The organism is Streptomyces sp. NBC_01431 (genome assembly GCF_036231355.1).
In the GTDB taxonomy this organism is placed as follows: Bacteria; Actinomycetota; Actinomycetes; order Streptomycetales; family Streptomycetaceae; genus Streptomyces.
Genome location: NZ_CP109496.1, coordinates 1,175,265 through 1,200,515, shown reverse-complemented (window position 1 = coordinate 1,200,515; position 25,251 = coordinate 1,175,265). Strand labels below are relative to the sequence as shown.

The following is a 25,251-nucleotide window of genomic DNA, read 5'->3' as shown; positions in this document are numbered from 1 at the left end:
CTGGTCTCAGTGGCAGGGGAAGCCCAGCAGGTGGCGTCCGTCGTGGACCCACTCGTGGACGTCCGTGCCGGAGATCAGCGAGGTGGCGCCCTGCTCGGCACCGACGAAGTAGAGCAGGACGAGCATCAGGATGCCGAAGAAGACGGCCCAGGGCGCGATCGCCTTGAGCGAGATGGGGGTGATCGCCGGGGTGTCGACGGCGACGGGGGCAGCAGCGGACTGTGCCATGGCAGAACCTCCTGGGGGAACACGCGTCCCGGTTGTGGTGCCTGAGACGGAGGTGCTGGGTCTGACTTCCCGCACGGGGTGCGGGTACACAGTGGCGCGACCGTGCCGGATTCTCACCGGGCTTCCGTCACACCTTCGTCATGTCCACCAGACGGTACCGTCCCCGGCCGCGCTCCGCTACGGCGCGCGGTGGTGCGAAGCACGCCAACCGCCGTGATGTGCTGGGGACATGAACAGTGACACGGCGAGGATGTGACGGTGACGGCCCGGGTGATGTTGGTCTCACCGGCGATGAGCGAGGCGCTGCGCGAGGCCCGGTTCGACGACGACGCGGAGCTGGACGGGGAGGGGAGGAGACGGACCGAGGCTGTCCGCGGCGCGGTACCCGGCGCCGACCGGTACCTGAGCGGGCCGTCCCGGCGCTGCCGTGCGACCGCCGCCGCCCTTGGCCTGCGGGCCACGCCCGAACCGGCTCTCGCGGACTGGGACACGGGCCGCTGGCGCGGGCGGCTCCTGGAAGAGGTGAGCGCCGCCGAGCCGGACGCGGTGTCCACCTGGCTGACCGATCCGTCGGCGGCTCCGCACGGCGGCGAGTCGCTCATCGATCTGTGCGGCCGCGTCGACGGCTGGCTGGAGGAGGTGTCCGGTGGTGGCGGGCGGGTCCTCGCGGTCGTCCAGCCGTCGGTGGTGCGGGCGGCGCTCGTGCGGGCCCTGGCGCTTTCGCCGACGGTGTTCTGGCGCCTGGACGTGACGGCGCTGACCGTCACCGAACTCAGCGGCCGGGCGGGGCGCTGGAACCTGCGGTGCGGGCGGCCGCTGGCGCCCTGACCCGCCTAGCGCGCCCGCGATCGAGGCGGATTCCCCGCCCTGCGGCTGGCGAGACCGCCCCTGCGCAGGCCCCGGGAATACGACAAGGGCCGGGAAGGAAGCCTGGCTTCCTTCCCGGCCCTCGAACGGATCAGCTTCCGTTGGCGGAGGTGTGCGGGGCCGCGGCCGGTGCGGGCTTGTCCGGCGCGTCGAGATGGTGCTTCTCCACCAGTACGCCCGCGATGAAGCCCAGTACCGTCATCACGCCGACGGCCAGGAGCAGTGTCAGCCACGGCAGTTCCCGCCACGGCGTGCGCCCCTTCGAGGCGGCCGGAGCTTTTCCGGCGCCTTCGCCGGCCGAGAGGGCCGACATGTCACTGCCCGCGGTGGATTGCTCGCCAGCCACCGCGGGAGCCGGGTCGGGCACGGGCGAGGGGGCGGTGGCTTGAGAGACCTGCGCGGGGTCCTGGCCGTCTGGCTTCGTGAACGCGTCACGGTCTGGGACCATGATCTCGGTACTCCCTTGTCCGTATGGTGCTGCGGTCGTGCTGGAGGATCCTGGAGGCGGCCGCAAGCAGATCCCCGGCTCCGGATCGGTACCGGGGGCGCGGCGGCTTTGCTAGCCGCTGTGGCCGGACGGCGCCACGGTGGTGACCCGTACCTTCTGACCCTGCGTCAGTCCGCTGGTGATCTGGGTGTTCGTGTCTCCTTCGACGCCCACCGTCACCGACGCGGGGTGCGCGGCGCCGTCCGGTCCCACCACCGTCACCGTGCGGGTGGGGCCCGTGCCGCTCAATGCCGCCGTCGGCACGTAGAGAGCCTCGGCCGCCTCGCCCGACACCACCTGGACGCTGACGCTCTGCCCGGTGTGCAGATCCTTCGTCGCGCTCGTGATGTCGAACGTCACGGGGTACTGCGCGGCGCCACCAGCGCCACCGCTCATCGCGAGCGTGCTGACCGACAGGACCTTCGCGTTGAGCGCGGTGCCCGCCTGGACGTTCAGGGTGACCGTGGCCGACTGGCCCGGCTTCAGCCGGAGCGCGTCGGCCTCCGAGAAGTTGGCCTTCACCTGCATCCCGGTGGGATTGGTGATGACGATGAAACCGCTCGGCGAGGGCGAGCCGCCACCGGTGCCGGTGCCGCCCGTCGTGCCGGGTGCCTGGCCCGGCGCCTGCCCCGGTGCCGAACCGGGAGCTGCGCCCGCTCCGGACGTGTAGGTCGTGCCCACCACGGTCTGGCCGACGGCCGCACCAACCGATGCGATCGTCCCGTCGACCGGTGCGGTCAGCACGGTCCCGTCGAGCGTGCGCTGGGCGTTGTCCACCGCGCTCTGCGCCTGGGCCACCTGCGTCTGGGCCTGGAGGAGCAGCGCGGGATCGACCGACGGGGCGGCGGCGGGGGCCCCGTCGACATACGCCGCGTTGCGGACGGATATCCCGGCGAAGGGCACGCCCGCGGGGGTGATGGTGGCCGACGGGGTGGGTGTCGGCTTGGACGGCGACGGGTTCGGGCTGGGCTTCGTGGAGGGAGTGGGTGAGGGGGAGGGATCGTGGCTCGGACTATTCCCGGGGTTGGGTCCGGAGCCGGCCGGCGGGCTGGCCGGCTGACCCTCCGTCACCTTGGTGAGGTTCGCCTTCGCGGCGGTCAGCGACGTCTTGGCCTGGGCGAGTGCCTGGCGCGCCGCCGTGTCGTCGACCTTGGCCATCACCTGCCCCTTGCTGACCTTGTCACCGGCCTTGACGGCGACTTCAGACAGTTGCCCACCGGTGGTGAAGTTCACTCCGGCATCGCTCGGCGATGCCAGCGAACCGGACCCGGTGACAGTGGCCTGCACCTTTCCCGTGGAGACGGCGACCGTGCGGCTGTCCGTCCGGGGGGTGGCAGTGGTGCTGTCGGAGTTCACCGCGGCGTAAGCACCGCCCAGGGCCGCAAGGAGCACTACGCCGAGCGCCGAGTTCAGCAGAACGGCTCGGGGCAGCCGTGGAAGGACCTTCATACACAGGAGCCTGACAGGAACCCCGCACGCATGACATGTCCCCCCGGCCAAGCTTCCGGACCAAGGACCCCCGCCAAACGATCTTGTGGCGGGGGTCGCCGGACAGGCCGGAAGGCCCCCAGGTGTCAACCCCCATGGTGGGCAAGGGCCGGTGGCCCCGGCCTCGAAGCCCTAGGGCAGCGGACTCGACGTCCTGGTCCGCCACGCCACGAAGGTCCCGCCGAGCAGCAGGAGGGCCCCGATCGACATGACGGCGATCAGCGGGATGGTCCAGCGCCACACCTCCAGGTTGGCGAAGCCGCCTGCGAGCGTGATGAGACCGCCGGTGGCGAGCGCCGCACCGAACGTGTTCCGGCGCACCGCGCCACCTCCCCGCCTCTCGTGCACCAGAGCGGCGGTGGCGATCAGGGCGACCACGGCGACCAGGACATCGGCGTACAGGAAGAGGCGCCAGTTCAGCATCCTGAACAGACCGTCGCTCGAGAGCAGTCCGGCCACCGAGCCCCCTGCGACGACCAGGCCGAAGACGGTGAAGGCCGCGCCGCGTTCCCTCGGGTCGGGGAAGGAGGTGGCCAGCAGGGACAGCGCCGACGGCCACAGCAGAGCGGCACAGGCACCTTGCAGGACCACGGAGCCGATCAGTATGTCGCTGTCGACGGCCGTGGCACTGAGCGCGGAGGCCACCGCGAAGCCGGCCAGTGCGGTGATCAGCGCCCGTTTACGGCCCATGGAATCCGCCACGCGCCCGCCGACGAGGAGCAGCGCGCCGAAGGGGACGGCATAGGAGAGGAGCAGCGTCGTCATCTGCTGCTGGCGCACGTGCAGAACGACCCGGACGACCACGAACATCACCGACAGATAGGACGTATTGAGCACTACGAGCAACTGCGCCAGCGCGATCGCGGGCAGGCCCCACCAGCGCCGGGGGTGAGGACCCAACGCATCGGTCGAAGGCGCGGGCGCGGCGCCGGGGTTCGGATACGCCGGGCCGAAGCCGGGCAGGGGACGGAAGTCCGCCGGGGCCGTCGGGCTGTACGCGGGCGGTGGGGGCGTCGGCTGCGCGGGCACGGGCGCCACCGGGGCCGGTGGCGCGGGCGCTGCCTCGGGCGCGTAGTCCAGCAACTGGGCTGCATGGCGGCCGAGTTGAGCCAGCACGGGACCGGGGAGCCACTCCTCGGCCCGGTCGGTCGCCGTGCCCGCGGCCACCTCCAGCGGGGTGGGCCGCGCGGCCGGGTCCTTGTGCAGACACGCGCGTACGAGACCGACCAGTGAATCCGGCACGCCGGTCAGGTCCGCCTCCTCCTCCGCGATCCGGAAGAGGTGGGCGTTCAGGCCGCTGTCCGTGGCGCCGAACAGGAGCCGTCCGGTGGCGGCGTGGACCAGGAGGGCGCCCAGGCAGAAGACGTCACTGGCGGGGGTGAGTTCGAGGCCGCGGGCCTGCTCCGGCGACATGAACCCGGGGGAGCCGACCAGCATGCCGGTGCGGGTGTGCAGGCTGTCCCCGGCGAGGCTCTCCAGCGCCCGCGCGATGCCGAAGTCGATGACGCGGGGGCCGTCGACGGTCACCAGGACGTTGGACGGCTTGAGGTCGCGGTGGATCAGACCCGCCTCGTGCACGGCTTGCAGCGCGAGGGCGAGACGGTTCGCGAGGACGCGGACCGAGTGCTCGGGCAACGGCCCGAAGTCCTGGGCGACCACGGTGTGCAGGTCGGGCCCCGGAATGTACTGGGTCACCACCCACGGCACCGCGGCCCCGGTGTCCGCGTCGAGCACGGCCGCCGTCCAGGCGCCGCCCACCCGGCGCGCGGCGGCCACCTCACGCGCGAACCGCTTGCGGAACTCGGGGTCGTGGGCGAATTCGTCCTGGACGACCTTGACCGCGACGGTCCGCCCGCTGTCGGAGCGGGCGAGGTAGACGCGCCCCATACCGCCGGCGCCCAGGCGGGCGATGAGGCGGTACGGGCCTATGCGTGTCGGGTCTGCGGTGATCAGCTGGTCCACACGCAGGAAGTTAGCGGAACGGACGGCCTGTTGGCCGATTTTGGCGAGAGAAAAGCAGCGGCGGCAGCGGGGCAGGAGGCCACGGCGGCCGCCCCGCCCATGCCGAGGGCCGGCTCCACGCGACCCGCCGGGCTCGCCGCGGCCGTCGCGACGAGCGAACAACTGCCGTGTCGGACAAGGCCGCCGGCAAGTTCGATTCCCACCGCACCCTCACCTGCGTCCAGCCGCCACGGCGCGACGCCGGCCGAGCGGTCCCGCACCCCACGACCAAGGCCCTCCCGCCGGGGTCCGGGGCCCGAGGTAATGTCGGTGGACACCCGGGCGAATGACCCGGATCGTACGGCGAGAGCGATGACCCCCATGACGCTGGCGTATTTGCCGAGCCCCTCCCAGGGGGTGTGGCACCTCGGTCCGGTGCCGATCCGCGCGTACGCGCTGTGCATCATCACCGGTGTCTTCGTCGCGGTGTGGCTGACCGGGCGCCGGTGGGCCGCGCGCGGCGGCAACCGGGAGGACATCGCCGACATCGCGGTGTGGGCGGTGCCCTTCGGCCTGCTCGGCGGGCGGCTCTACCACGTGATCACCGACCCGGAGCTCTACTTCACCGCGGGACAGCAACCCATCCGCGCCTTGTACATCTGGGACGGCGGTCTCGGCATCCCCGGCGCCGTCGCACTCGGCGCGGTCGGCGCGTGGCTGGGCTGCCGCCGGCGCGGCATCAGGCTCGCCGACTTCGCGGACATGGCCGCCCCCGGCCTGGTGCTCGCCCAGGCCATCGGGCGGTGGGGCAACTACTTCAACCAGGAGCTCTTCGGCGGCCCGACCAGCCTGCCCTGGAAACTCCTGATCGACCCCGCGCACCGCCCCGACGACAGCCCCACCGTCGCCTTCTACCACCCCACCTTCCTGTACGAGTCACTGTGGGACCTCGGCGTCATGGCGCTGCTCCTGTGGCTCGACCGGCGCTACCGGCCGCGCCGCGGGCGGCTGTTCGCCTGCTATGTGCTGGCGTACACCGCGGGCCGCGCCTGGATCGAGGCACTGCGGGTGGACCACGCCAACCACTTCCTCGGCCTGCGCCTGAACGACTGGGTCTCCGCGGCCCTCTTCGTCGGCGCCCTCATCTACCTGTACGCCACCCGCCGCCCCGCGACCGAGGAGACACCGCCCCCGACGGCGGACACCGAGGCGGCACACGAGGACTCCGCCGCGCGCTGAGCGGCCCCCGCAGGCACCCGCACGGGGTTGTTTCCGACGCCGTGGCGGTGATGAACGCCCTGGTGGAAGCCCCGGGCGGCCGGAATCATCCTCCATAGACGATTATTTGATGGAATTCATAGGTGTAGTGCGTATGTTTCGCGGTATGCCCTCGACGTGCTCCCGCCGGCCCGGATCCGCCATCACCCGTACCTTCCGGTTTCTCGGGGTCAGTGTGCTGGCGGGCGCGCTGGCCGCAGGGATCGCGCTGCCCGCCTTCGGCGCACTCGGCCTGGGCGCCAAGTCCGCGGCGGAGAGCTTCAACAGCCTTCCCGACGAGTTCAAGACGCCGCCACTCTCCCAGGCGTCCCAGATCTACGACGGCGACGGCGGCCTCATAGCCACCGTCTACGACCGGGACCGCACCGTGATACCCGGCGGCCAGATCGCCCCGGTCATGCGGGAGGCGCTCGTCGACATCGAGGACAACCGCTTCTACCAGCACGGCGCCGTCGACCTTCAGGGCGTGCTGCGCGCCCTGAACAAGAACGCGGCCAGCGGCAGCGTCGCCCAGGGTGCCTCCACGCTCACCCAGCAGTACGTGAAGAACGTCTTCGTCGAGCAGGCGGGCAGTGACCAGAAGGCGGTCCTCGAAGCCCAGCGCCAGACGCTCGGCCGCAAGATCCAGGAGCTGCGCTACGCGATCGAGCTTGAGCAGACCCTGCCCAAGGACCAGATCCTCACCAACTACCTGAACATCACCTTCTTCGGCGAGCAGGCGTACGGGGTGGAGGCGGCCGCGGAGCGGTACTTCAGCGTGCACGCCAAGGACCTCACCCTGCCCCAGGCAGCGCTCCTGGCCGGGCTCGTCCAGTCGCCGTCGATGTACGACCCGGTCACCAACTCCCGGCTTGCCAAGCAGCGCCGCGACACGGTGCTGACGAAGATGGCCCAGTACGGCTCGATTACCGCCGCGCAGGCCGAGCAGGCGATCAGTACACCGATCAGACTCCAGGTCAGCGCACCGCGCCAGGGTTGCATCACCGCCCAGCAGGGCGAGGGCTTCTTCTGCGACTACGTTCACCGGATCGTCCTGACCGACCCGGCGTTCGGCAAGACCGCGGCCGACCGGCAGGCGTTGTGGCGACGGGGCGGTCTACAGATCCGCACGACGCTGTCCTCGAAGGCGCAGCAGGCCCTCCAGAAGTCGGTGACCTCGCACGCCTACACCACGGACGACGCCGCCGCCGTGATGAGCCTCGTCCAACCCGGCACCGGCAAGATCGTCGCCATGGGGCAGAGCCGCGAGTACGGCCTGGGCGCCCACCAGACCGAGATCAACCTCAACGTCGGCACGAACATGGGCGGCGGCCTGGGCTTCCCGACCGGCTCCACCTTCAAGCCGATCGTGGCTGCCGCCGCGCTGGAGAACGGCACGGCACCCGACCAGCAGTACCCGTCCCCGTACTCCATGCCCTGGCCCGCCATGACCGACTGCGCGGGCAACAGCTTCCCGGAGAACGGCGAGGTCCACAACGACAGCCCCTCGCTGACCGGACCGTTCGCCATGCCCGACGCCATGGCCCAGTCCGTCAACACCTACTTCGCCCAGCTGGAGGCCGACACCGGCCTGTGCGCGGTGGCGAAGATGGCCAACGCGCTCGGCATCACCGGGCAGGCGGGCGGCACCAAACTCCAGGTGGTCCCCTCACTGACGCTGGGCAGCAACGACCTCACCCCGCTGGAGATGGCCAACGTGTACGCCACCTTCGCCAACCACGGCACGTACTGCACGCCGGTCGCCATCGCCTCGGTGACCAAGCCGGACGGCCAGAACATGGCGGTGCCGCAGGCCAACTGCCATCAGGTGATGTCCGCGCAGACCGCCGACACCGTCACCACCATGCTCCTGGGCGTCGTCCAGGACGGCACCGGCAAGCCCGCCGGGCTCACCGACCGCGACAGCGCGGGCAAGACCGGCACCACCGACGAGAGCAAGCAGGTCTGGTTCGCCGGATACACGCCCGAACTGTCCGGTGCGGCCGTCGTCAGCGACACCAGGAGCCCGCAGGACCTCGACGGCCAGACCATCGGCGGCACCACCGTCGGCCAGGCCTTCGGCGGCACGCTGGCCGGCCCCGTCTGGCGCGACGCCATCGAGGGCGCACTCGCCGGCGTCCCCGCCGGAAACCTGACCACGACCCCGCTGCCCGGCGGGCGCAAGGTGTAGGAGCCGTGCCGCAGGGTTCCTTTCCGGCGGCCGGGGTATTCGACCGTCACCACCTCGCACCCCGGAGGAGGAACCCCATGCTCGCCATAGGCGCGGCCGTTGTCTTCTTCATCGCGTTCCTCGTCAACGCCGCCGACATCGCGACCAACCACGTGTTCACGTCCACCAACATCATGCTGATCGGCCTGGCGCTGCTGGCCCTGCACATCGCCGGGATCGGCCGTACCTGGGCGGGGCGCCGGCGTCGGCGCTGACCGGGCCGACCGCTACGTCCCGGGCGGTGACCACCCGATGAGCAGCAGGGTGGCGTCGTCGCGCAGATCGCTGCCCTCGCCGTCGAGGATGGAGTGGATGAGGCGGCGCAGCGCCTCGGCGGCGAGTTCGCCCGCCGCGGTCGCCCGGATGATGGAATCCGCGAAGCGGTCCATGCCGAACTCCCCGCCGCCCGTGGTACGTGACTCGGTGACGCCGTCGGTGTAGAGCAGCACCCGGTCACCCGGCTCCAGCGCGATCTCGTGGACGGTTCTCGCCTCGTCGCTGAACCGGGCGGGCAGGCCCATGGGCGGCTGGGCCTGGCGTTCGAGAGCGCCCTCCAGGACGTGTCCCGCGCGGATCAGCAGCGGTGGCGGATGTCCGCAGTTGCACCACCTCAGTACGCCCGAGGCGAGGTCGAGCTGGGTGAGGATGCCCGTGCAGTACTGGTCGGGAAGCCACTGGGCGAGGGCCTGGTCGATGGTCTCCACAAGGTCGGGCACCCGGCCCCGGCCCGCCGCGCGTTGCGACAGCCCGCCAGGGCGACCGAGGTGGTCAGGCCCGACGCCAGGTCGTGGCCCATCGCGTCGAGGATCGCCGCGTGCAGCGTGGACTGGGTGAGTGAATGGTCGAAGGCGTCCCCGCCGATCTCGTACGCGGGCTCAAGGACGGCGGTCGAGACGACGTGCGCGTTTCCGATGGTGCGCGGGGGGAGGTAGGCGCGGAGCATCTCCGCGGGCAACTGCATGGGCTCGGTCCGGGCCCGCCGGGCGAAGCTGTCGCTGTACGCCCGCTTCGAGGCGATCGCCATGGCCAGGATCCCCGCCAGCGTCCGGCAGCGCCGCAGCCGGACGGCGTCCAGGGACCGCGTGCGAACCCCGAGCACCCCCAGCCGTTCGGCGCGTCGACCACGGGCAGCCAGACGCACACACCGTTCCCCGATTCCTCCATCCGTGGCGAAACGGTCCGGTAGCACCAGCCGGCCGGCGAGGCGTCCACGTCCAGGGGCGGCAGCCCATCGGTGAGCGGGACCAGCCAGCGCTGCTGGAGGTCGGTCAGGTAGATCAAGATCTCATCGATGCCGAACGCCTCGGCGCAGCGGTTCGCCAGCACCGGGATGTCCATCGGCGTGGCCTCGTGGGCCTGGGCGAGCATGTCCTCCAGGAACTGCTCGCCGAATTCCGGGTCCGCGGCGTCCGCCTCCATGGCTGCCCCACCACCTCCTTTCGGCCAGTTTCACAGCCGTGCCCCCGTTCCGCCCGTACGCGGCACCGCGGGGTGCCCCTCGCCGCCCGCGCCCGACACGGCTCTTCGAACTCATGTCGCAGCACGTTCCGGCCATTACGCGGTAGCGGCACGTCACCATCCAGGGTCACGGCGCGGTGGCTTCTGCGGACCGTCACGAAACGGAACGCACCGGGACAGGAAATGGCATGAGCCGTTCCGTAGTGGGCAGTTGAAGATCCCGCACGTTATCGCTCTGTCGTACGATGCGTCATACCAGAGCGGGACGCTGTGCGTGGAACTTTGCCAACTGAGCACCGAGGGTGATGGATTGACGACTACCGTAAGTGGTCGCCGATCAATGCGGGCCCTACATCAGCCTAGTTGGGCCTGCCACAATGATCCCTGGGACCCCACGCACCGAGGACGCCGATGTCTCATCTCCGCGCACCTGCCGCGCGGCCGGACCGCCGCGAGGGCGGGCGGCACGGCCGCAACGCCGCCCGGCCGCAGCAGCCCCCCGCCGACGACGGCCACCAGGCCCAGGCCGGCCGGGCTCCGACGCCCCCCGGGCCGCGCCCGTCGCCCGAGTCCCGCATACGCCCGCAGCTGCTGCGCGCCGCCGTACTGCCCGCCACCGTGGCGGTGCTGTGCGGCGCGGCCGCCGTCGCCTTCACCCTGCACTCCACCGGCAAGCACCCCTCGGCGGGCCTCTGGGCGGCGCTGGCCGGCCTCGCCGTGCTCGCGATCGCCGCACTGGTCGCGGCCGGAATCGGCGCGGACCGCGCCGCCAAAACAGTGCTCGGCCGCGCCAACGGACTGCGCCGCGGCAGCGCCCGCTCCGCCGCCGACCTCCGTACGGTGGTCGAGGCGCTGCGCCGCGGCGAAGGGCCGCCCGCGCGCTGCGCCCCGGCACAACTCCCGGCGGGCGCCGACGAGTTCGAGCTGCTCGCCCATGAGTTGACCCGCTCGCACGACGCGGCCGTGGTCGCCGTGGTGCAGGCCTCCCAGCTCTCCAGCAGCGTCGGCAACGAGCAGAAGGTCGAGGTCTTCGTCAACCTCGCCCGCAGGCTCCAGTCGCTCGTCCACCGCGAGATCCAGCTCCTGGACGAGCTGGAGAACGAGGTCGAGGACCCGGAGCTGCTCAAGGGCCTGTTCCACGTCGACCACCTCGCCACCCGCATCCGCCGCCACGCCGAGAACCTCGCCGTGCTCGGCGGTGCCATCTCGCGGCGCCAGTGGTCGCACCCGGTCACCATGACCGAGGTCCTGCGCTCCTCCATCGCCGAGGTCGAGCAGTACCCCCGGGTCAAACTGGTCCCGCCGATCGACGGGACGCTGCGCGGCCACGCCGTCGCCGACGTCATCCACCTCCTCGCCGAACTCGTCGAGAACGCGACCGTGTTCTCCGCCCCGCACACCCAAGTCCTGCTGCGCGCCCAGCACGTGACGGCCGGTCTGGCCGTCGAGGTCGAGGACCGGGGCCTCGGCATGCCGGTCACCGAGCAGAACAAGATGAACGCGCTGCTCTCCGACCCCGACCAGGTCAACGTCGCCCACCTCCTCCAGGACGGCCGCATCGGACTGTTCGTGGTCTCGGCCCTCGCCCGCAGGCACGGCATCGCGGTTCGCCTCCAGACCAACATCTACGGTGGAGTGCAGGCCGTACTCGTGCTGCCGCAGGGTCTGCTGGGCGCCGAGCAGGAAGGCCTCAACCAGACGAACGGCGCCCCCCAGCAGGCCACCGAGACGACCGGCCAGATGCCCGCCGTCCCGGTTCCCGCCCAGGTCGCCCGGCCCGCCGAGCCGCCTCGCCCGGCCCCCGTACCGGCCCCTGTACCGGCTGCCGTTCCCACGCCCGCCCTCGCCTCCGTACCTCCGGAGCCCGTGTACCAGGCCCGGCCGGCCCACGACCTGCCGCCCGCGCCCCGCCCGCACCTGGACGAGCCGACCACGGCCGGCCACGGCAGCGCGCCCCTGCCCGTGCGCGGCACCCACGACGAGCGGCCCAATCCGGCCGCCGCGCCTCCCGGCCTCCAGCACGCCGCCGCCCCCGAGCCCGCCGACCCCCGCCCGGCCCCCTTCCCGCCGGCCCAGAACGGCTCCGTGCGCGGCACCATGGGCCGCCCCGACCTGCCCCGGCGCCGCAGCCAGGAACACCTCGTACCCCAACTGCGGGACGCACCCGCACCGCGCCGGGACGACGAATACGCCCTGCACGACCCGGGGTTGATGGCCGCCTTCCAGCGGGGCATCGGGCTCGCCGAGTCCCAGCAGAGCCACTCCGCACAGCCGACCCACCTCACCGCCCAGGCGCACCAGTTGGACACTGACGCCGAACACTCCAAGGAGTAGATGCACCATGGCGAGCGATGCGCCGACCGGACACGTCTCGGACCTCGACTGGCTGCTGAGCGGACTGGTCCAGCGGGTGCCCTACACCCGCAATGCGGTTCTGCTCTCCTCCGACGGTCTGGTGAAATCCGTTCACGGTCTGGACACCGACAGCGCCGACCACATGGCAGCCCTCGCCTCCGGCCTGTATTCGCTGGGCCGAAGCGCGGGGGCGCGCTTCGGCGACGGGGGAGAGGTCAGGCAGGTGGTGGTGGAGCTGGACTCCACGCTGCTGTTCGTGTCCACGGCCGGTTCCGGCACCTGTCTCGCGGTCCTCGCGGGCCGGGAGGCCGACGCCGCGGTCCTGGGATACGAGATGGCCATGCTCGTCAAGAGCGTACGGCCGTATCTCGTGACGCCGGCCAGGCACGGAGCCGGATCAACGAGCGGGCTGAGGAGTTGACCGTGCCGGCCCCGCAGGACGGGCCGTGGCTCGACGACGCGGCCGGGCGGCTGATCCGCCCCTACACCGTCAGCAACGGACGCACCCGGCCGACCGCGACCCTGGACCTGCTCTCCCAGGTCATGGCCACCGGCTCGGTGCCCCAGGCACTCCTGGGCCCCGAGCACTCGCAGGCCCTCGGTCTGTGCAAGGGGCCCACTTCGGTGGCCGAGATCTCGGCGCACCTGCGGTTGCCGGCCGTCGTCACCAAGGTGCTCCTGTCCGACCTGGTGGACTGCGGGGCGGTGACCGCACGGGCCCCCCGCTTCCACCACACGCCCACCGACCGATCTCTGCTGGAGGCAGTCCTCGATGGCCTACGACGACGGCTTTGAAGCCCTCCCCGCCGGGGACGCCGTGGACCTGTTCCCGACCGCGCTGAAGATCCTCATCGCGGGCGGGTTCGGGGTCGGCAAGACGACCTTTGTCGGAGCGGTCAGCGAGATCGAACCGCTCTCCACCGAAGAGCTGCTCACCACGGTCAGCGTGGCGCACGACAGCCTCGAAGGGGTCGAGTCCAAGACCACCACCACGGTCGCCATGGACTTCGGCCGCATCACCCTCGACGACAGCCATGTGCTCTACCTGTTCGGTACGCCCGGCCAGGAGCGCTTCTGGTTCATGTGGGACGAGCTGTCCGAGGGGGCGCTCGGCGCGGTGATCCTCGCCGACACCCGACGGCTCGACGAATGCTTCTCCGCCGTGGACTTCTTCGAGCGGCGCGGAATCGGATTCCTCGTCGCCGTCAACGAGTTCGACGGTTCCTACCGCTACGAGCCGGAGGAGGTGCGAGCCGCCATAGACCTCAAGCCCGAGGTCCCCGTCGTACTGTGCGACGCCCGCATCGGCAGCTCCGGCATCCGCACGCTGGTCACTCTCGTCCAGCACCTGCTCGCCACCATTCCGGCAGCCACCAGCCATGGAGCCTGACTATGACGTACGACCCGACCGGACATCTGCTGCTCACCCCTGTCGACCGGGAGGCGCCGGTGCGTGTGCAGCGGCTGCGCCAGCTGGGGATAGGGGAGCAGCCCGACCCCGCCTTCGACGAGTTCGCCCACAAGCTCGCCGAGGTGACCGGGGCGCCCTTCTCGATGGTCAACTTCATCGATGAGAACCGGCAGTTCTTCGCCGGACTCCACACCCCGAACGGCACGCACACCGGCTCCGACCTCGCGGCCGCGTCCGGCGGGGTCAGCCGGATCATGGCCCGCGATCACGGCTACTGCCCGCACGTCGTGGTCCGGCGCAAAGCCCTGGTCCTGGAGGACGTCTGCGACTACCCCCGCTTCGCGGGCAACCCGGTCGTCGACGAGATCGGCATCCGCTCGTATCTGGGGGCGCCGCTCATCGACCGCACGGGCATCGCGCTCGGCACGATCTGCGTGGTCGACACCGAGCCCCGGCCCTGGGGCCGGGCCGGGCTCGAAACGATCAAGTCGATGGCGGCGGAGCTGGTGGAACAGATCCACCGGCGCGAGGACGGCGGTTTCTGACCGCCGCCCCGCCCGTCCGCCGTACGGTCAGTGGACCGTGGCCAGCTCCTCGGTGCGCACCACTTCGGAGAGCCGCTGTGACCACTGGCCCTTCGCCGTGCCCAGAGCCACCTCGGCCAGCCGCAGGAGCTGTACGTCCGAGGTGCCGGCCGGAGCGAAGATGTGGTGGGCGTCGCGCAGATAGCGCTCGATGGGGCGGTCGGTGAACAGACCGGCCGCCGCGTGGATCTCCATGGCGTTGCGTGCCGAATCCAGCGCCGACTCCACGTTGAGCACCTTGGCGTTCATCAGCTCGGCGTCGCACGGCAGGCCCTGATCGAGCAGGTGCACCGCGTGATAGGCGACGAGACGGGCCGTCATCAGCCGGGACTGCAACTGCCCCAACTTGATTTTGATGTTGGGGAGTTCGTACAGCGGCTTGCCGTAGCGGATCCGCTCCGTGCAGAACCTGGCCGTCTCCTCCAGGATCGCCTGGTGGATGCCGAGCGAGACGGCGGTGAGGTTGGCCCGCCCGTACAGCACGCTGGAGGAGTACGCGACGGCGAGCCCATCGCCCTCCTCGCCGAGCCGATTGGCCGCCGGGACACGGCAGTTGTCGAAGGACAGCTCGCCGAAGCTGAAGCCGTGCAGGCCCATCGACTCGCGGTGCTCGCCGAGCGAGAAGCCCGGCCGGTCGGACTCGACCAGGAATGCGGACAGCCCCCGGGAGCCGGGTCCGGTGCGGAGGACCACCCCGTGAAGATCGCCGACGTGGCTGTTGCCCACAAACACTTTTCGGCCATTGAGTATGTAGTCGTCGCCGTCGCGGACCGCGCTCGCGGCCATCCCCAGCACATGACCGCCCGACTCGGGCTCCGTGACCGCGATCGTCGGCAGGCACTCACCCGAGGAGACCGCGGGCAGCCAGGTCTTCTTCTGTTCCTCGCTGCCGAAGTGGACGATCTTGGCGACGCCGAGCTGGGAGGCCTGCACCATGGCACCCATCGCACCGCTGACCCGGGACAGTTCCTCGATGATGATCGTCTTGCCGAGGTGCCCCACCCCCATACCGCCGTATGCGGGGGCGACGGTGGCTCCGATCCAGCCCTGCCGGGCGATGAGCCGGGACAGTTCGTGCTGGACGGTGCGGGCCGCCTCCATTTCGGCGATCCGTGGCCGGACCTCGCGTTCCGCGAAGTGCCTGACGTCTTCCCTGAGTTGATGGTGCAGTCGGCTGCTGAAGTGCGCGTCCATCCGTGAGCCCTCCTCCGCGAAACGCCTGTCGCGGATGACCCGCGCAGGTGGTGCATCGGCAGTGGTCCCGTTCCGAAGAGGCCGACCCCCTCATGCTGTTGATCACCTTCGGCTCGTTCAACATTCATCGTCAACTTTGGCCAGAATCAGGCGTGTTGACGTGCGGTCGGCGATGTGTTCTGTGGGGTCCGGCCCGTTCGGTCCGAGTCGATTGCATCCCCTTCACACGCCCTTCTGCCACATGCCCACGGCAAAGGTTTCGTGGCTATGTGGCACTGAGGGACAGTAAACGGAATCAGATGACCACACTCGTGACATCCGAGGACAGCCGGAGAACCGATTCGGCTGCGAGATCGACGGAACTGGACTCTCCTTCCTGCATGTGGGTGAACGATCGAGGTCCGTGCTGACGGATCGACCACACGCTGCCCGCCGCTGGGGTGGCGTCGGGTGGCGGACCGCCCCGCACTGTAGAGGAGTTGGCCTGCGGATGCCGGTCGGCGTCCATCGTCCCGGAACGCGGCGCGAGTGCCGCGACCCCCTCTCTGGCCTGTCGCCTTCCGTACGGGGCGGGGTGAGGCGGAATGCTGTCCGAAGGCCGTGCGAGCGGCTCCGGGGCGAGCCGGCCCGAGCGGAGTACGCCTCGGACGGCACGGCACCGCCCCGCGAGAGCCGCGTGTTGCGGGCGCCCCGCTTCACAACTTCCGCTTGCCGCAACGGAATCGATCACCATCGGTGAGAGCGCGAACACCCTGATCGCATCAGAACGCCAACGCTCATGACCAGCGCGTTGGGGCACGGTGCGGCGCGAACGGCACAAAAAGGTGGTGCGGGGCGCATGGCGAAGTGCGGGATGCGGAAGCGAGCGCCGCCGCGGCTGCGCTCACCCGCCACCGAAGGGTTTTGGCCGGGAAGCAAATCTATCCGGACACCCCCGATGGGCGAGGCCCGCGCCGGACCGGCGGCCCCGGCCGCCGCATGGGGGCGCGGGGGCCCGCGAGGTGTGGGGAAGTGGTGAGGAATCCGGCCACCGGCCGCCCCGCACAGTCGCCCGCCCGGCTGACGCCAGGAGCCGGGTGCCGCGATGTACCCGCCTCGGAGGCCGACATCGAGAACAATGCGCAGCATGCCCGTCGGTATCGGCGCCGCCGGCGCTCCGTGGGTCATCGCTCCAGCGCCGCGCCCCGCCGCCCGCCGCAGGGCAACACCGCCCGACGTGAAGGAAGTTGAAAATGACCGACCTCCGTATCGGCGTCATCGGATACGGCATGCGCGGCACCATCGCGCGCACCGCGCACCGGCCGGGCCGCGGCTCGACCGTCGCCGCCGTCGCGGACCCCGACCCCCGGGCCCGTACGGCGGCGGCCGCGGCCTTCCCCGACGCGGTCGTCTCCGGCGACCACCGAGAGGTGATCGACGCCCCGGACCTGGACGCGGTGCTCGTTCTCACCCCCGACCACACCCACGCCGACCTCGCCTGCGCCGCCCTGCTCGCCGGAAAACCGGCCTTCGTGGAGAAACCCCTCGACATCACGGTCGAGCGCTGCGACGAGATCCTGCACACCGCGCGCGACACCGGAACCCGCCTGTACGTGGGCCACAACATGCGGCACATGCCCGTGGTGCGGATGATGCGCGACCTCATCGGCCGCGGCGCCATCGGCACCGTCAAGACGGTTTGGGTGCGCCACTTCGTGGGGTACGGCGGCGACTGGTACTTCAAGGACTGGCACGCCGAGCGCCAGTACACCACCGGCCTCCTGCTCCAGAAGGCGGCCCACGACATCGACGTGCTGCACTGGCTGTCCGGCGGTTACACGCGCGACGTGCAGGCCATGGGCGATCTCATGGTGTACGGAGGCAACCCGCACCGCAGGGCCCCGGGCGAGCCCAAGACGGACGACTGGTACACCGAGGACGGCCACTGGCCCCCGCACACCCAGCGCGCGCTCAACCCGGTCATCGACATCGAGGACGTCTCGCTGCTCAACATGCGCCTCGACAACGGTGTCCTCGCCTCCTACCAGCAGTGCCACTTCACCCCGGACTACTGGCGCAACTACACGGTCATCGGCGACGCGGGCCGCCTGGAGAACTTCGGCGACGGCCCCGGCGGCCAGGTGAAGGTCTGGAACTCCCGGCGCTCCGAGTACCGCGCCGAGCCCGACGAGACGTACGAGATCCCCAAGGCCGAGGACGACCACGGCCACGGCGGCGCCGACCCGCTGATCATCGACGAGTTCCTCCGCTTCGTACGCGAGGGAGGCGTCACCGACACCTCTCCGGTGGCGGCCCGGATGGCGGTGGCGGCGGGGTACCAGGCGACATCCTCCCTGCGGGCCGGCGGCACCCCGCGCGAGGTCCCGCGCCTCGACCCGGAACTGGTGGCGTACTTCGAGCGGGGGCAGCGGTAGGGGACGGAGGCGGACGCGAGACCGAGAGGACCGGCCGCCACCGGGCTTTGCCTGGGGGGAGCGGTGCCGGGAGTCGGTTCGCCGCCTTCGCCCGGCGCGGCGCTCTGCTTGGGGGGAGCGGTGCCCGGAGTCGGTTCGCCGCCCTCGCCGGGTGACGGCGATGCTACGGGCGGCTGGACCTCGGGCCCGGAATCGGGTTCGTGACCACCCGGCCAAGTGCGGTATTGTTCTGATGCGCGTTCGGCCGGGGGGAAACCCCAGGTCAGACGGGCATCGGGACGTGGCGCAGCTTGGTAGCGCACTTGACTGGGGGTCAAGGGGTCGCAGGTTCAAATCCTGTCGTCCCGACAAGGGTTCATCCCATTGTCGCAGGTCAGAGGCCGTTTTCTCGTTCGCGAGGAAGCGGCCTCCGGTGCGCTCCGGGACCTGCCCCTCACATTCGTCTCACGGTTTTCACGGTTCGATGGCTGGGCTGGGTGCTGCCCGGCGCCGGTGCCGTGAATGAATGCCCCATTTCTCCTTTGTGTCTGACTTAACGATCACTGCAATGGGTTGGACGGTTGCTTTCCGCGATGGGGGATCCTTGCCAGCGGGTTCGCACTGGACGCATCTGTCATCGATCAACTGCACGTGGGCAGGTCCAGTGGCTGCCCAGTCGCCGGGCGAGTTGGGCACACCAGCGACCTGCTTGCCGTCCTTCCGGACGCGTTGTCGGACCCGCATGCCGCGGACCACTGGTTCGCCCCGAAGCCCTTCGATGTGAGCCATCGCTGTTCAGCCCCGGAGCCGACAGCCGCGGCCGTGCCATGGTGAGGAGCGGCATCGGAGGCTCCAGAAGGCGCGGAAGCCGCCGGCCGCCAGGCCGGACGGCTTATCGGCAGCCGCCGTTCCGGCGAACGATGTCGGCGTTGAGGGTGGTGGCGAAGGCACACCAGGCCGCATAGGGGGTCAGGGCCGTCGCGGCGGCCCGGTCGACGCGGGCGGTCACCCGCAGGACGTCCAGAGTGCTCAGGGTAAGGAGGGTGGTGCCGACGAGACCGGCCCGGGGGCTCCTGGCGGCAAAGAACAGCCAGTTCCAGGACGCGTTCAGGGCCAGGTTTGCAGCCAGTGCCCCGACCAGTCGGCGGCGCTCGCCGCCACCTGTCCGGTTCGCGGCGTGCCCGGCGGCGAAGGCGATGCTCCCGTACAAGGGGGTCCATACTGCACCGAACGCCCACGAGGGTGGCTGCCATGGCGGTTTGGACAAGGCTTCGTACCAGGCGCTGTTGGGATCCACGGCTCGCGCGCCGGTCACCGCCGTAGCCGTCACCGCAGCCGCAGCCAGCGCGTAAGCGGGCCAGCGGCGTTTCGCCTCATGGCGACTGGAAGATGTCAGAACTCGCATAACGGATGTATGCCCCGTGGTGTGGCGGGGTGAGACCCGACCCGATTCTTCGCGGTCCATCCGGGCGAGGGGAAGTCTGGTGTCGCTGCCCGCGCATCCGCCCGGCCGTGATCCGCCGGAGCCCACGACGGCCCTGTCGAGATCGCGCTACCGTTGCTTCGGGGGAGTCTTCTGGCGATGTGAAGAAGGCGGTGATCCAGCTGTTGGACAACCTGCCTTGCCATGCAGCAGGTTGCCGGTGCGCCGCTGCCGTGGCCGACGACAGCGTGAGCGGGCGGCGGTGACCAGCGGCGGCCGCGAGACACCTTGGCGGACGCAGGCGCCGGGCCTTTCGGTCCCTGGTTCGTCTGCTGCGTCACGCCGACAGGACAGGCCACGTGCGACGCCGGCGACACCAGAGCTGCCGGCCGGCGTGTGCGCGAGGTTGCTGGATCTGGTGGATCAGGCCGTCGTAGTCTGCGACGCGGCCGGGCTGCCGAGTTGGTGCAACGTCCAGGCGGAACGACTCTTCCCTCAGCTGCGCATCGGTGAGCCGCTCCCTGGGCCGCTGTCGCGTCCCATGGCCGAGGGTGTGGACTGCTTCGAGACAGTTTCTGACGGGCGCCGGTTGTCAGGGCACCGGGTGGTGCTGCACGGCCACGGGACTCTCGCCGGTCACTGTGTGTGGTTGGTGCGCGACGACAGCGCGGTCCATGAGCGCCAGAACGAGCTGAAGGCGGAGCGGGCCCGCTCCGCCTTCCTGGCGGAGGCGGGGAAGCAGCTCGCGGCCTCCCTCCACCACGGCCGTACGGTGCGTGCGGTGGTGCGGGTGGCGGTCCCCGCCCTGGCGGACACGGCCATCCTGTTCCTGCCGGTCCGGGGACGTTGCGTAGCCTGGCACCTCTACGGGCCGGACGAGTGCGCCGGCCAGTTGCCGGCAGCGGCGTTGGACCAGGCCCCATCAGTGGCCCACGCCCTGAGAGGGTTGGTGGAACAGCCCGTACTGTGCGACTGGCAGGAAGTGGCGCGGCTGGGCAGAGCGCTGCCGCAGGATCCGAGTCCGGCTGGTCAGGCCCTGGTGGTCACGCTCCCCGGGCCCGGGATGCCGGCCGGCGTACTGGTGTTGGCGCACAGACCACAGCGGACGGGCTTCGGTGCGGCGGACGTCGAGCTGGCGCGGCAGTTCGCCGCGCGTGCGAGCCTCGCGCTGGCGGCTGCGGCTTTCTATGCCGAGCAGGTGCACACCGCTGCCGTGCTGCAGGACGGGCTGGAACCTGACCCGCTTCCGCACGTGGCGGGGGTCCACCTCGGGGCCGCGTACCGGCCCGCCCGCGAAACTTTGTGGCTCGGCGGCGACTTCTACCAGGTCCGGGCGGACGCCGAGGGCGGTGTCAGGTTCTTTTTCGGCGACGTCTGCGGCAAGGGGGTCGAGGCGGCGGTGTTCGCCGGACGGGTGCGGCAGAGCCTCCGATCGCTGGCTCTGGTGGAATCCCGGCCCGTAAGGATGCTGCAGCTGCTCAATGAGGCGCTTCTGGAGGGAGGTCCCATTCCCTTCACGACACTGGTGACGGGGTCCGCCGGCTCGGCGCGAGACGGCGCGCTGGACGTCGTGCTGGCAGGCGGTGGGCATTTGCCGCCACTGGTGCTGCGCAAGGACGGCAGGGTGGACGAGGTGCACATCGGTGGGACGCTGGTCGGCGCCCTGCCCGACCCGGACTTCCACCAGACGGAGATCCGGCTGGCAGCCGGCGAACTGTTGCTGTTGTACAGCGACGGTGTGACCGAGGCGCGCGGTGGGCCGACGGAGCAGGAGATGTACGGCGAACGGCGGTTGAAGCGCGACCTGGCCGCCTGCCTCGGCATGCCGGCCGGCGCGGTCGCCGAGCGTATCGACCTGCGCACCGGGCAGTGGCTGGCCGGAGGCGACCACGACGACCTCGCCGTTCTCGCCGTGCAGGCTCCCGCGCTTGCGCCGTCAGCGGATGTGGGGCAGCCGCGGTGACCGCCGAGCGCTCCGACGCCATCGAGAGTGTTCGCACGGCGTTCGACGACACCCTGGCCCGAGCGGACGAGACCGCCGCCGTGGCGCTCGTCCTGGACCTTCTCGCCCGCGGCGTCAGCGCCGAGGACCTGCTGCTCGACCTGATCGCACCCGCCCAGGCAGCGGTCGGCGAGCGCTGGGTGACCAACGAGTGGAGTGTGGCCCAGGAACACGCGGCCACCCATGTCAGCAACCGGGCCGTCTCCGCACTCGCCGCCGCGACCGTGGTCCCCGACCCTCCTCTCGGGAGCGTGGTGGTGGCCTGTCCGGACGGCGAATGGCACACCCTGCCCGCCCATATTGTTGCGGAGGTACTGCGGCTGCGCGGCTTCGCGGTGCGGTTCCTCGGTGCCGGTGTACCCACCGCACACCTGATCTCGTATCTGCATCAGAACGGCTCTGATCTGATCGCCCTGTCGTGCATGCTGGCGGTGCGCCTGCCCCGGATGTACCGCACGATCGAGGCGTGCCGACTGGCGCGTGTACCGGTCCTGGTCGGTGGGGCCGGCTTCGGACCGGACGGCATCTGGGCTCGTGCGCTGGGTGCCGACCTGTACGCGCGCACCGCCGTGGACGCCGCGGACCTGCTGGGGGAGCAGTGGCCGCCGCCGCTGACCGGGGCGCCCGCACTGGACCACCTGGCTGACGGGGAGTATGCCCAACTCGTCAGCCGCCGCGGTGATCTTCTGCGGCACCTGGTCGACCACCTGCGCCGATGCTTCCCGTCGATGCGGCGATGTGCCGACGACCGATATGAGGCCGCGGTCGAGGACCTGGGGTTCCTGGTGGACTTCCTCGCCGCCGGTGTCTTCGTCGACGACCCGCGCGTTTTCACGGACTTCCTGGTGTTCCTCGCCGATGTGCTGGCCCCCCGCGGGATACCGCCGGCCGGCCTGGACCTGGTGGTCCGGGCCCTCTGCGAGCCGTTGAGCGATCTTCCCCGCACCCTGACCCACCTGGCAGCGGGTCAAGGACGACTGGAGCGGGCCGGACACACCTGGACGGACGCCTGATCCCTGCGGCAGGTTACGGGAGACGCACGCTGTTGGCCGCCCGAGTCCGCCCCTGGCCCGGACGACGGGCCACTATCAACCCTCGGGGACTCCTAAGGAAGCGGAACATCCCTGCACGCGAGAGTGTGTGGCAAGGCACTTGCGTACTCCCGCTCGCGTTGCTGCTTCTCACGCGCCTCTCACGGACTGGATGTCATGAGGTGGCATCAGGCGCCATGCGGGTTGGACGGGATAGGCCCTGACCTGCGCGATTGGGACGGGTGAGCATCAGTTGGACGCCCTCTCGACCGCCTGGGCGTCAAGGGGGCGCAGGATCAAATCCTGTCGTCCCGACTTTTCGAAGTCGCAGTTCGAGGGCCGGTTCAGAGAAATCCGAACCGGCCCTTGATCGTTTTCCGGGCCGGGCGACCGGCCCGGCGATCTTGCGCAGGGCGCGCGCACGGCGCTCGCTAGCTGAACGGCCCTTCGGCGATGAAGCGGTGCAGCTGGTGGGCGAAGGCCTCGGCCTCGCCGGGCGGCCAGGTGGACAGGCTCGTCGTGATGTGGGCGGCCAGCCGCGCCCGCAGCTCCGCCACCGCGAGCCGCCCCCGCTCGGTGAGGACGAGCAGTTGCGCCCGCCGGTCATGGGGATCCGGCTCGCGGCTGATCAGCCCGGCGGCCTCCAGCCGGGAGGCACGGCGAGTGACGCCGGAGCGGTCGATGCCGACATCGGGAGCCAGGTCGGCCGCGCTGCGCGGCCCGGTCCGCGCCAGCGCGCTGAGCACCGGATACGTCGCCTCGTCCACCCCCTCGCCCATGCCCTCGGTGAGTCGTCGGTGCAGCTGTGCGCGCGTGGTGCGCCGCAGCAGAATGCCCAGCGCCTCCGCGATCTCGTGACCTACTTCGTTTTCCACGGCCCAAGAATAGCGTGCGCAACGCACGCGTCTGCTGCTACAGTCACAGCAATGCGTGCGCAGCGCACGCATTGCTTGATCTTGTGTTGAAAGGACGACCATCATGAACCGCACCGGCATCGCCGCCGCCCTCAACGACCTCCTCCTCAACCGGGACATCACCGTGGCGGAAGCCGCCGACCGGCACTTCACCCCGGAGTACCGCCAGCGCACGGACGGGGAGTGGGCCGACCGCGCCGAGTTCATCGACCACATCTCCCACCTGCGCACCGTCGTCGCCGACGGGCGCGTCGTGGTGCACGAGGAGTTGTCCGACGGCGACAAGTACGCCGACCGGCACACCGTCGACATCGTCAAGACGGACGGCTCGTCGGTGAGCATGGAGGTGTACGTGTTCGCGGACCTCGCCTCCGACGGCCGGTTCAGCCGCATAGAGGAGACCACCCTGATGCTTCAGGGCTCCGACGCCGACCGCGATCTGGGCAGCGCCCGCTAGGGGCTCCTGCATGCCGCTCCCGCCTTGACCCGGGGCGGGCGCAGGGCACACCGCCCTGCGGTTCCGCCCCGGGGGACCGCCGCAGGGCCGGGGCGGGCTGTCGGGCGTGTCGTGTGGCTGTGGCGTGGAGTCGTGCCGTACGGCCTTGCCGTGGAGGGGCGCTGAACAGCCGTGCCGTACGAGCGCGTCGTGCAACCACGAGCGGTGACGCCACCGACCGCTGCCTGACTGCCCGTTCCCTGCCCGCACCGGGAATCGTCTGGCCAACTGAGCGGCCGCCGTGGCCGAGGCGGGGCCGCTTCGGGGCGGGCTTTCTCCGGGGCAGGGCAGAACACCGTGGCCCGTGAAGCGATTACGATCCGAGCTCATGAGCACTTCGGATCAGGAACAGACGGTGGACGCGGCTGCACAAGCGCGCGCAACAGCGAAGGCGACGCTGCCCGAACAGCATTCGGAGCGGCGGCCGTCGAAGCCGGAGAGCCCCGAAGTCCGCAAGAGCGCGGAGGGTACGCAGGACTCCGCCGCCTCCCGATCCGAGACCCCGGAAGAGCCGGAACCGGCCGGGGAATCACAAGCCGCGCAGGCTCCCGAAGTCAGCCCCGGGAGCTCGGAGATTCCTGCAACTCCCATAGCCTCCGGGGATGTTAAGCCCTCCGGGACCCCAACCTCTGACGCCTCCGGTACCCCAGAGCGCCCCGCTGCGTCTGAGGCAACCCGGGCCCCCGCGGCCTCCGGTACCCCCGAGCGTCCCGCTGCGTCTGAGGCAACTCGGCCCCCCGCGGCCTCCGGTACCTCCGAAACCTCCGCTGCCTCTGACACCACCCCGGCCCCCGAGCCCCCCACAGCCTCCGGCACCCCCGAGGCCCCAGCAACCTCTGACGCCACCCCTGCCCCCGCAACCTCCGACGCCACCCCGCCCCCCGCAGCCCCCGGCACCCCCGAGGCCCCCCAGGACCCTGCCACCTCCAACGCCCCCGGCGTCTCCGCCGCCCCCGCTGCTTCCGGTGATTCAGCGGCTGAGGTCGTGGGCGCCGAGGCGGTCGACGGCGGCCTCAGCGGCGAGGCCGCACGCGTGGGCATGGCGCCCCGGCAGGCGCGGCGGCTGCGGATGGTTGCGGCCGGGGTGCTCATGGCCGCGATGGCCGTCGTCCTCGTGGTGCGCATCGCGACACGCTCCTCCGTCCTCGTCGTCGGCGTGTACGGACTCGCCCTGATCCTGTGCGGGGTGGTCATCGAGCTGAGCCGCAACGGGCGTACGCGGCTGGGGTCCTGGCTCCTGGTGGTGGGCCTCGCCGCCGCACTCGGCATGGACTGGTTCGTCCTGCCCTGAGGGATGCGGCGGTACAGCCGCAGAACAAGTCACCGAGCCCGCGCCGCCGGAAGTTGAACCCAGGCGGCGCGGGCTCAGCGCTGTCCACCTCCGCCTCCGATCAGCACGGGCGCCCCAACCGCCAACGCCCGCATCGAGGTTTCACGGAGCCCCGCACGCCCCAGCCGTTGACATGTACCCGGCTCACGGTGAATCTTGATG

At 70.9% G+C, this 25,251-nt stretch carries 21 protein-coding genes, 1 tRNA gene and 1 pseudogene; 15 read left to right on the top strand and 8 right to left on the bottom strand.

Annotated features, from left to right (window positions below):
- Positions 1-6: 6 nt before the first annotated feature.
- On the bottom strand, positions 7-228 hold the full coding sequence (locus OG522_RS05755; RefSeq protein WP_329461837.1) for a CbtB domain-containing protein: 222 nt from the start codon (positions 226-228) through the stop codon (positions 7-9).
- 258 nt (positions 229-486) lie between these two features.
- On the opposite strand from OG522_RS05755, the gene OG522_RS05750 reads away from it, so the two are divergent.
- Positions 487-1,056, top strand: a complete 570-nt coding sequence (locus OG522_RS05750; RefSeq protein WP_329461836.1) for a histidine phosphatase family protein — start codon at positions 487-489, stop codon at positions 1,054-1,056.
- Positions 1,057-1,186: 130 nt separating this feature from the next.
- On the opposite strand, the gene OG522_RS05745 is transcribed toward OG522_RS05750, so the two are convergent.
- The 3 genes from OG522_RS05745 to OG522_RS05735 form a co-directional block, all read right to left on the bottom strand.
- Positions 1,187-1,543: a hypothetical protein gene (locus OG522_RS05745; protein ID WP_329461835.1), complete on the bottom strand. Its 357-nt coding sequence runs from the start codon at positions 1,541-1,543 to the stop codon at positions 1,187-1,189.
- Between the two features lie 111 nt (positions 1,544-1,654).
- Complete coding sequence (locus OG522_RS05740; RefSeq protein ID WP_329461834.1) at positions 1,655-3,031, bottom strand: efflux RND transporter periplasmic adaptor subunit; 1,377 nt, start codon at positions 3,029-3,031, stop codon at positions 1,655-1,657.
- A 171-nt stretch (positions 3,032-3,202) separates the two neighbouring features.
- Positions 3,203-5,032 carry a bifunctional serine/threonine protein kinase/MFS transporter gene (locus tag OG522_RS05735; RefSeq protein ID WP_329461833.1) on the bottom strand — a complete coding sequence of 610 codons (1,830 nt, stop codon included), beginning with the start codon at positions 5,030-5,032 and terminating at the stop codon, positions 3,203-3,205.
- 360 nt (positions 5,033-5,392) lie between these two features.
- Between OG522_RS05735 and lgt the strand changes: the two genes are divergently transcribed.
- From lgt to OG522_RS05720, 3 genes are all read left to right on the top strand, one after another.
- A complete protein-coding gene (lgt, locus tag OG522_RS05730; RefSeq protein WP_329467498.1) occupies positions 5,393-6,250 on the top strand; it encodes a prolipoprotein diacylglyceryl transferase in 858 nt (285 codons plus the stop codon).
- A gap of 145 nt (positions 6,251-6,395) precedes the next feature.
- Positions 6,396-8,459, top strand: coding sequence for a transglycosylase domain-containing protein (locus OG522_RS05725; protein WP_329461832.1), 2,064 nt, complete (start codon positions 6,396-6,398; stop codon positions 8,457-8,459).
- 77 nt (positions 8,460-8,536) lie between these two features.
- Positions 8,537-8,713 (top strand): hypothetical protein, encoded by a 177-nt coding sequence (locus OG522_RS05720; RefSeq protein ID WP_329461831.1) that lies wholly within the window; start codon positions 8,537-8,539, stop codon positions 8,711-8,713.
- 12 nt (positions 8,714-8,725) lie between these two features.
- Here the strand turns inward: OG522_RS05720 and OG522_RS05715 are convergent.
- Positions 8,726-9,917, bottom strand: a pseudogene (locus OG522_RS05715) (PP2C family protein-serine/threonine phosphatase).
- A gap of 450 nt (positions 9,918-10,367) precedes the next feature.
- Between OG522_RS05715 and OG522_RS05710 the strand changes: the two are divergent.
- The 5 genes from OG522_RS05710 to OG522_RS05690 are packed head-to-tail and all read left to right on the top strand — an operon-like array spanning position 10,368 to position 14,267.
- Positions 10,368-12,290 (top strand): ATP-binding protein, encoded by a 1,923-nt coding sequence (locus OG522_RS05710; protein WP_329461830.1) that lies wholly within the window; start codon positions 10,368-10,370, stop codon positions 12,288-12,290.
- 7 nt (positions 12,291-12,297) lie between these two features.
- Positions 12,298-12,732 carry a roadblock/LC7 domain-containing protein gene (locus OG522_RS05705; protein ID WP_329461829.1) on the top strand — a complete coding sequence of 145 codons (435 nt, stop codon included), beginning with the start codon at positions 12,298-12,300 and terminating at the stop codon, positions 12,730-12,732.
- A gap of 2 nt (positions 12,733-12,734) precedes the next feature.
- The gene (locus tag OG522_RS05700) at positions 12,735-13,106 is read left to right on the top strand and encodes a DUF742 domain-containing protein (protein WP_329461828.1); all 372 of its coding nucleotides are present in this window, start codon (positions 12,735-12,737) and stop codon (positions 13,104-13,106) included.
- Positions 13,084-13,701 (top strand): GTP-binding protein, encoded by a 618-nt coding sequence (locus tag OG522_RS05695; protein ID WP_329461827.1) that lies wholly within the window; start codon positions 13,084-13,086, stop codon positions 13,699-13,701. The genes OG522_RS05700 and OG522_RS05695 overlap by 23 nt, the downstream gene beginning before the upstream one ends.
- Before the next feature lie 2 nt (positions 13,702-13,703).
- Positions 13,704-14,267 carry a GAF domain-containing protein gene (locus OG522_RS05690; RefSeq protein WP_329461826.1) on the top strand — a complete coding sequence of 188 codons (564 nt, stop codon included), beginning with the start codon at positions 13,704-13,706 and terminating at the stop codon, positions 14,265-14,267.
- Positions 14,268-14,294: 27 nt separating this feature from the next.
- Here the strand turns inward: OG522_RS05690 and OG522_RS05685 are convergent, their stop codons facing one another.
- Positions 14,295-15,500, bottom strand: coding sequence for an acyl-CoA dehydrogenase family protein (locus OG522_RS05685; RefSeq protein ID WP_329461825.1), 1,206 nt, complete (start codon positions 15,498-15,500; stop codon positions 14,295-14,297).
- 1,232 nt (positions 15,501-16,732) lie between these two features.
- Here OG522_RS05685 and OG522_RS05680 point away from each other — a divergent pair.
- Both OG522_RS05680 and OG522_RS05675 read left to right on the top strand, forming a co-directional pair.
- Positions 16,733-17,914 (top strand): Gfo/Idh/MocA family protein, encoded by a 1,182-nt coding sequence (locus OG522_RS05680; RefSeq protein WP_329461824.1) that lies wholly within the window; start codon positions 16,733-16,735, stop codon positions 17,912-17,914.
- A 274-nt stretch (positions 17,915-18,188) separates the two neighbouring features.
- Positions 18,189-18,262, top strand: a tRNA-Pro gene (locus tag OG522_RS05675).
- 523 nt (positions 18,263-18,785) lie between these two features.
- On the opposite strand, the gene OG522_RS05670 is transcribed toward OG522_RS05675, so the two are convergent.
- Positions 18,786-19,298, bottom strand: coding sequence for a TspO/MBR family protein (locus OG522_RS05670; RefSeq protein ID WP_329461823.1), 513 nt, complete (start codon positions 19,296-19,298; stop codon positions 18,786-18,788).
- Positions 19,299-19,734: 436 nt separating this feature from the next.
- Between OG522_RS05670 and OG522_RS05665 the strand changes: the two genes are divergently transcribed.
- On the top strand, positions 19,735-21,279 hold the full coding sequence (locus OG522_RS05665) for a PP2C family protein-serine/threonine phosphatase (protein WP_329461822.1): 1,545 nt from the start codon (positions 19,735-19,737) through the stop codon (positions 21,277-21,279).
- Positions 21,276-22,331 (top strand): cobalamin B12-binding domain-containing protein, encoded by a 1,056-nt coding sequence (locus OG522_RS05660; protein WP_329461821.1) that lies wholly within the window; start codon positions 21,276-21,278, stop codon positions 22,329-22,331. Before OG522_RS05665 ends, OG522_RS05660 begins: the two co-directional genes overlap by 4 nt.
- Positions 22,332-22,780: 449 nt before the next feature.
- On the opposite strand, the gene OG522_RS05655 is transcribed toward OG522_RS05660, so the two are convergent.
- Positions 22,781-23,224: a MarR family winged helix-turn-helix transcriptional regulator gene (locus tag OG522_RS05655; protein WP_329461820.1), complete on the bottom strand. Its 444-nt coding sequence runs from the start codon at positions 23,222-23,224 to the stop codon at positions 22,781-22,783.
- A gap of 103 nt (positions 23,225-23,327) precedes the next feature.
- Between OG522_RS05655 and OG522_RS05650 the strand changes: the two genes are divergently transcribed.
- On the top strand, positions 23,328-23,720 hold the full coding sequence (locus tag OG522_RS05650) for a nuclear transport factor 2 family protein (protein ID WP_329461819.1): 393 nt from the start codon (positions 23,328-23,330) through the stop codon (positions 23,718-23,720).
- Between the two features lie 1,024 nt (positions 23,721-24,744).
- Positions 24,745-25,050 (top strand): hypothetical protein, encoded by a 306-nt coding sequence (locus OG522_RS05645; protein ID WP_329461818.1) that lies wholly within the window; start codon positions 24,745-24,747, stop codon positions 25,048-25,050.
- Positions 25,051-25,251: the final 201 nt, after the last annotated feature.

Excerpts from the sequence above, each read along its gene's own strand:
- OG522_RS05755 (WP_329461837.1), bottom strand. The coding sequence starts at position 228 with ATGGCACAGTCCGCTGCTGCCCCCGTCGCCGTCGACACCCCGGCGATC.
- OG522_RS05745 (WP_329461835.1), bottom strand. The coding sequence starts at position 1,543 with ATGGTCCCAGACCGTGACGCGTTCACGAAGCCAGACGGCCAGGACCCC.
- OG522_RS05740 (WP_329461834.1), bottom strand. The coding sequence starts at position 3,031 with ATGAAGGTCCTTCCACGGCTGCCCCGAGCCGTTCTGCTGAACTCGGCG.
- lgt (WP_329467498.1), top strand. The coding sequence starts at position 5,393 with ATGACGCTGGCGTATTTGCCGAGCCCCTCCCAGGGGGTGTGGCACCTC.
- OG522_RS05725 (WP_329461832.1), top strand. The coding sequence starts at position 6,396 with ATGCCCTCGACGTGCTCCCGCCGGCCCGGATCCGCCATCACCCGTACC.
- OG522_RS05720 (WP_329461831.1), top strand. The coding sequence starts at position 8,537 with ATGCTCGCCATAGGCGCGGCCGTTGTCTTCTTCATCGCGTTCCTCGTC.
- OG522_RS05710 (WP_329461830.1), top strand. The coding sequence starts at position 10,368 with ATGTCTCATCTCCGCGCACCTGCCGCGCGGCCGGACCGCCGCGAGGGC.
- OG522_RS05705 (WP_329461829.1), top strand. The coding sequence starts at position 12,298 with ATGGCGAGCGATGCGCCGACCGGACACGTCTCGGACCTCGACTGGCTG.
- OG522_RS05695 (WP_329461827.1), top strand. The coding sequence starts at position 13,084 with ATGGCCTACGACGACGGCTTTGAAGCCCTCCCCGCCGGGGACGCCGTG.
- OG522_RS05690 (WP_329461826.1), top strand. The coding sequence starts at position 13,704 with ATGACGTACGACCCGACCGGACATCTGCTGCTCACCCCTGTCGACCGG.
- OG522_RS05685 (WP_329461825.1), bottom strand. The coding sequence starts at position 15,500 with ATGGACGCGCACTTCAGCAGCCGACTGCACCATCAACTCAGGGAAGAC.
- OG522_RS05680 (WP_329461824.1), top strand. The coding sequence starts at position 16,733 with ATGACCGACCTCCGTATCGGCGTCATCGGATACGGCATGCGCGGCACC.
- OG522_RS05670 (WP_329461823.1), bottom strand. The coding sequence starts at position 19,298 with ATGCGAGTTCTGACATCTTCCAGTCGCCATGAGGCGAAACGCCGCTGG.
- OG522_RS05650 (WP_329461819.1), top strand. The coding sequence starts at position 23,328 with ATGAACCGCACCGGCATCGCCGCCGCCCTCAACGACCTCCTCCTCAAC.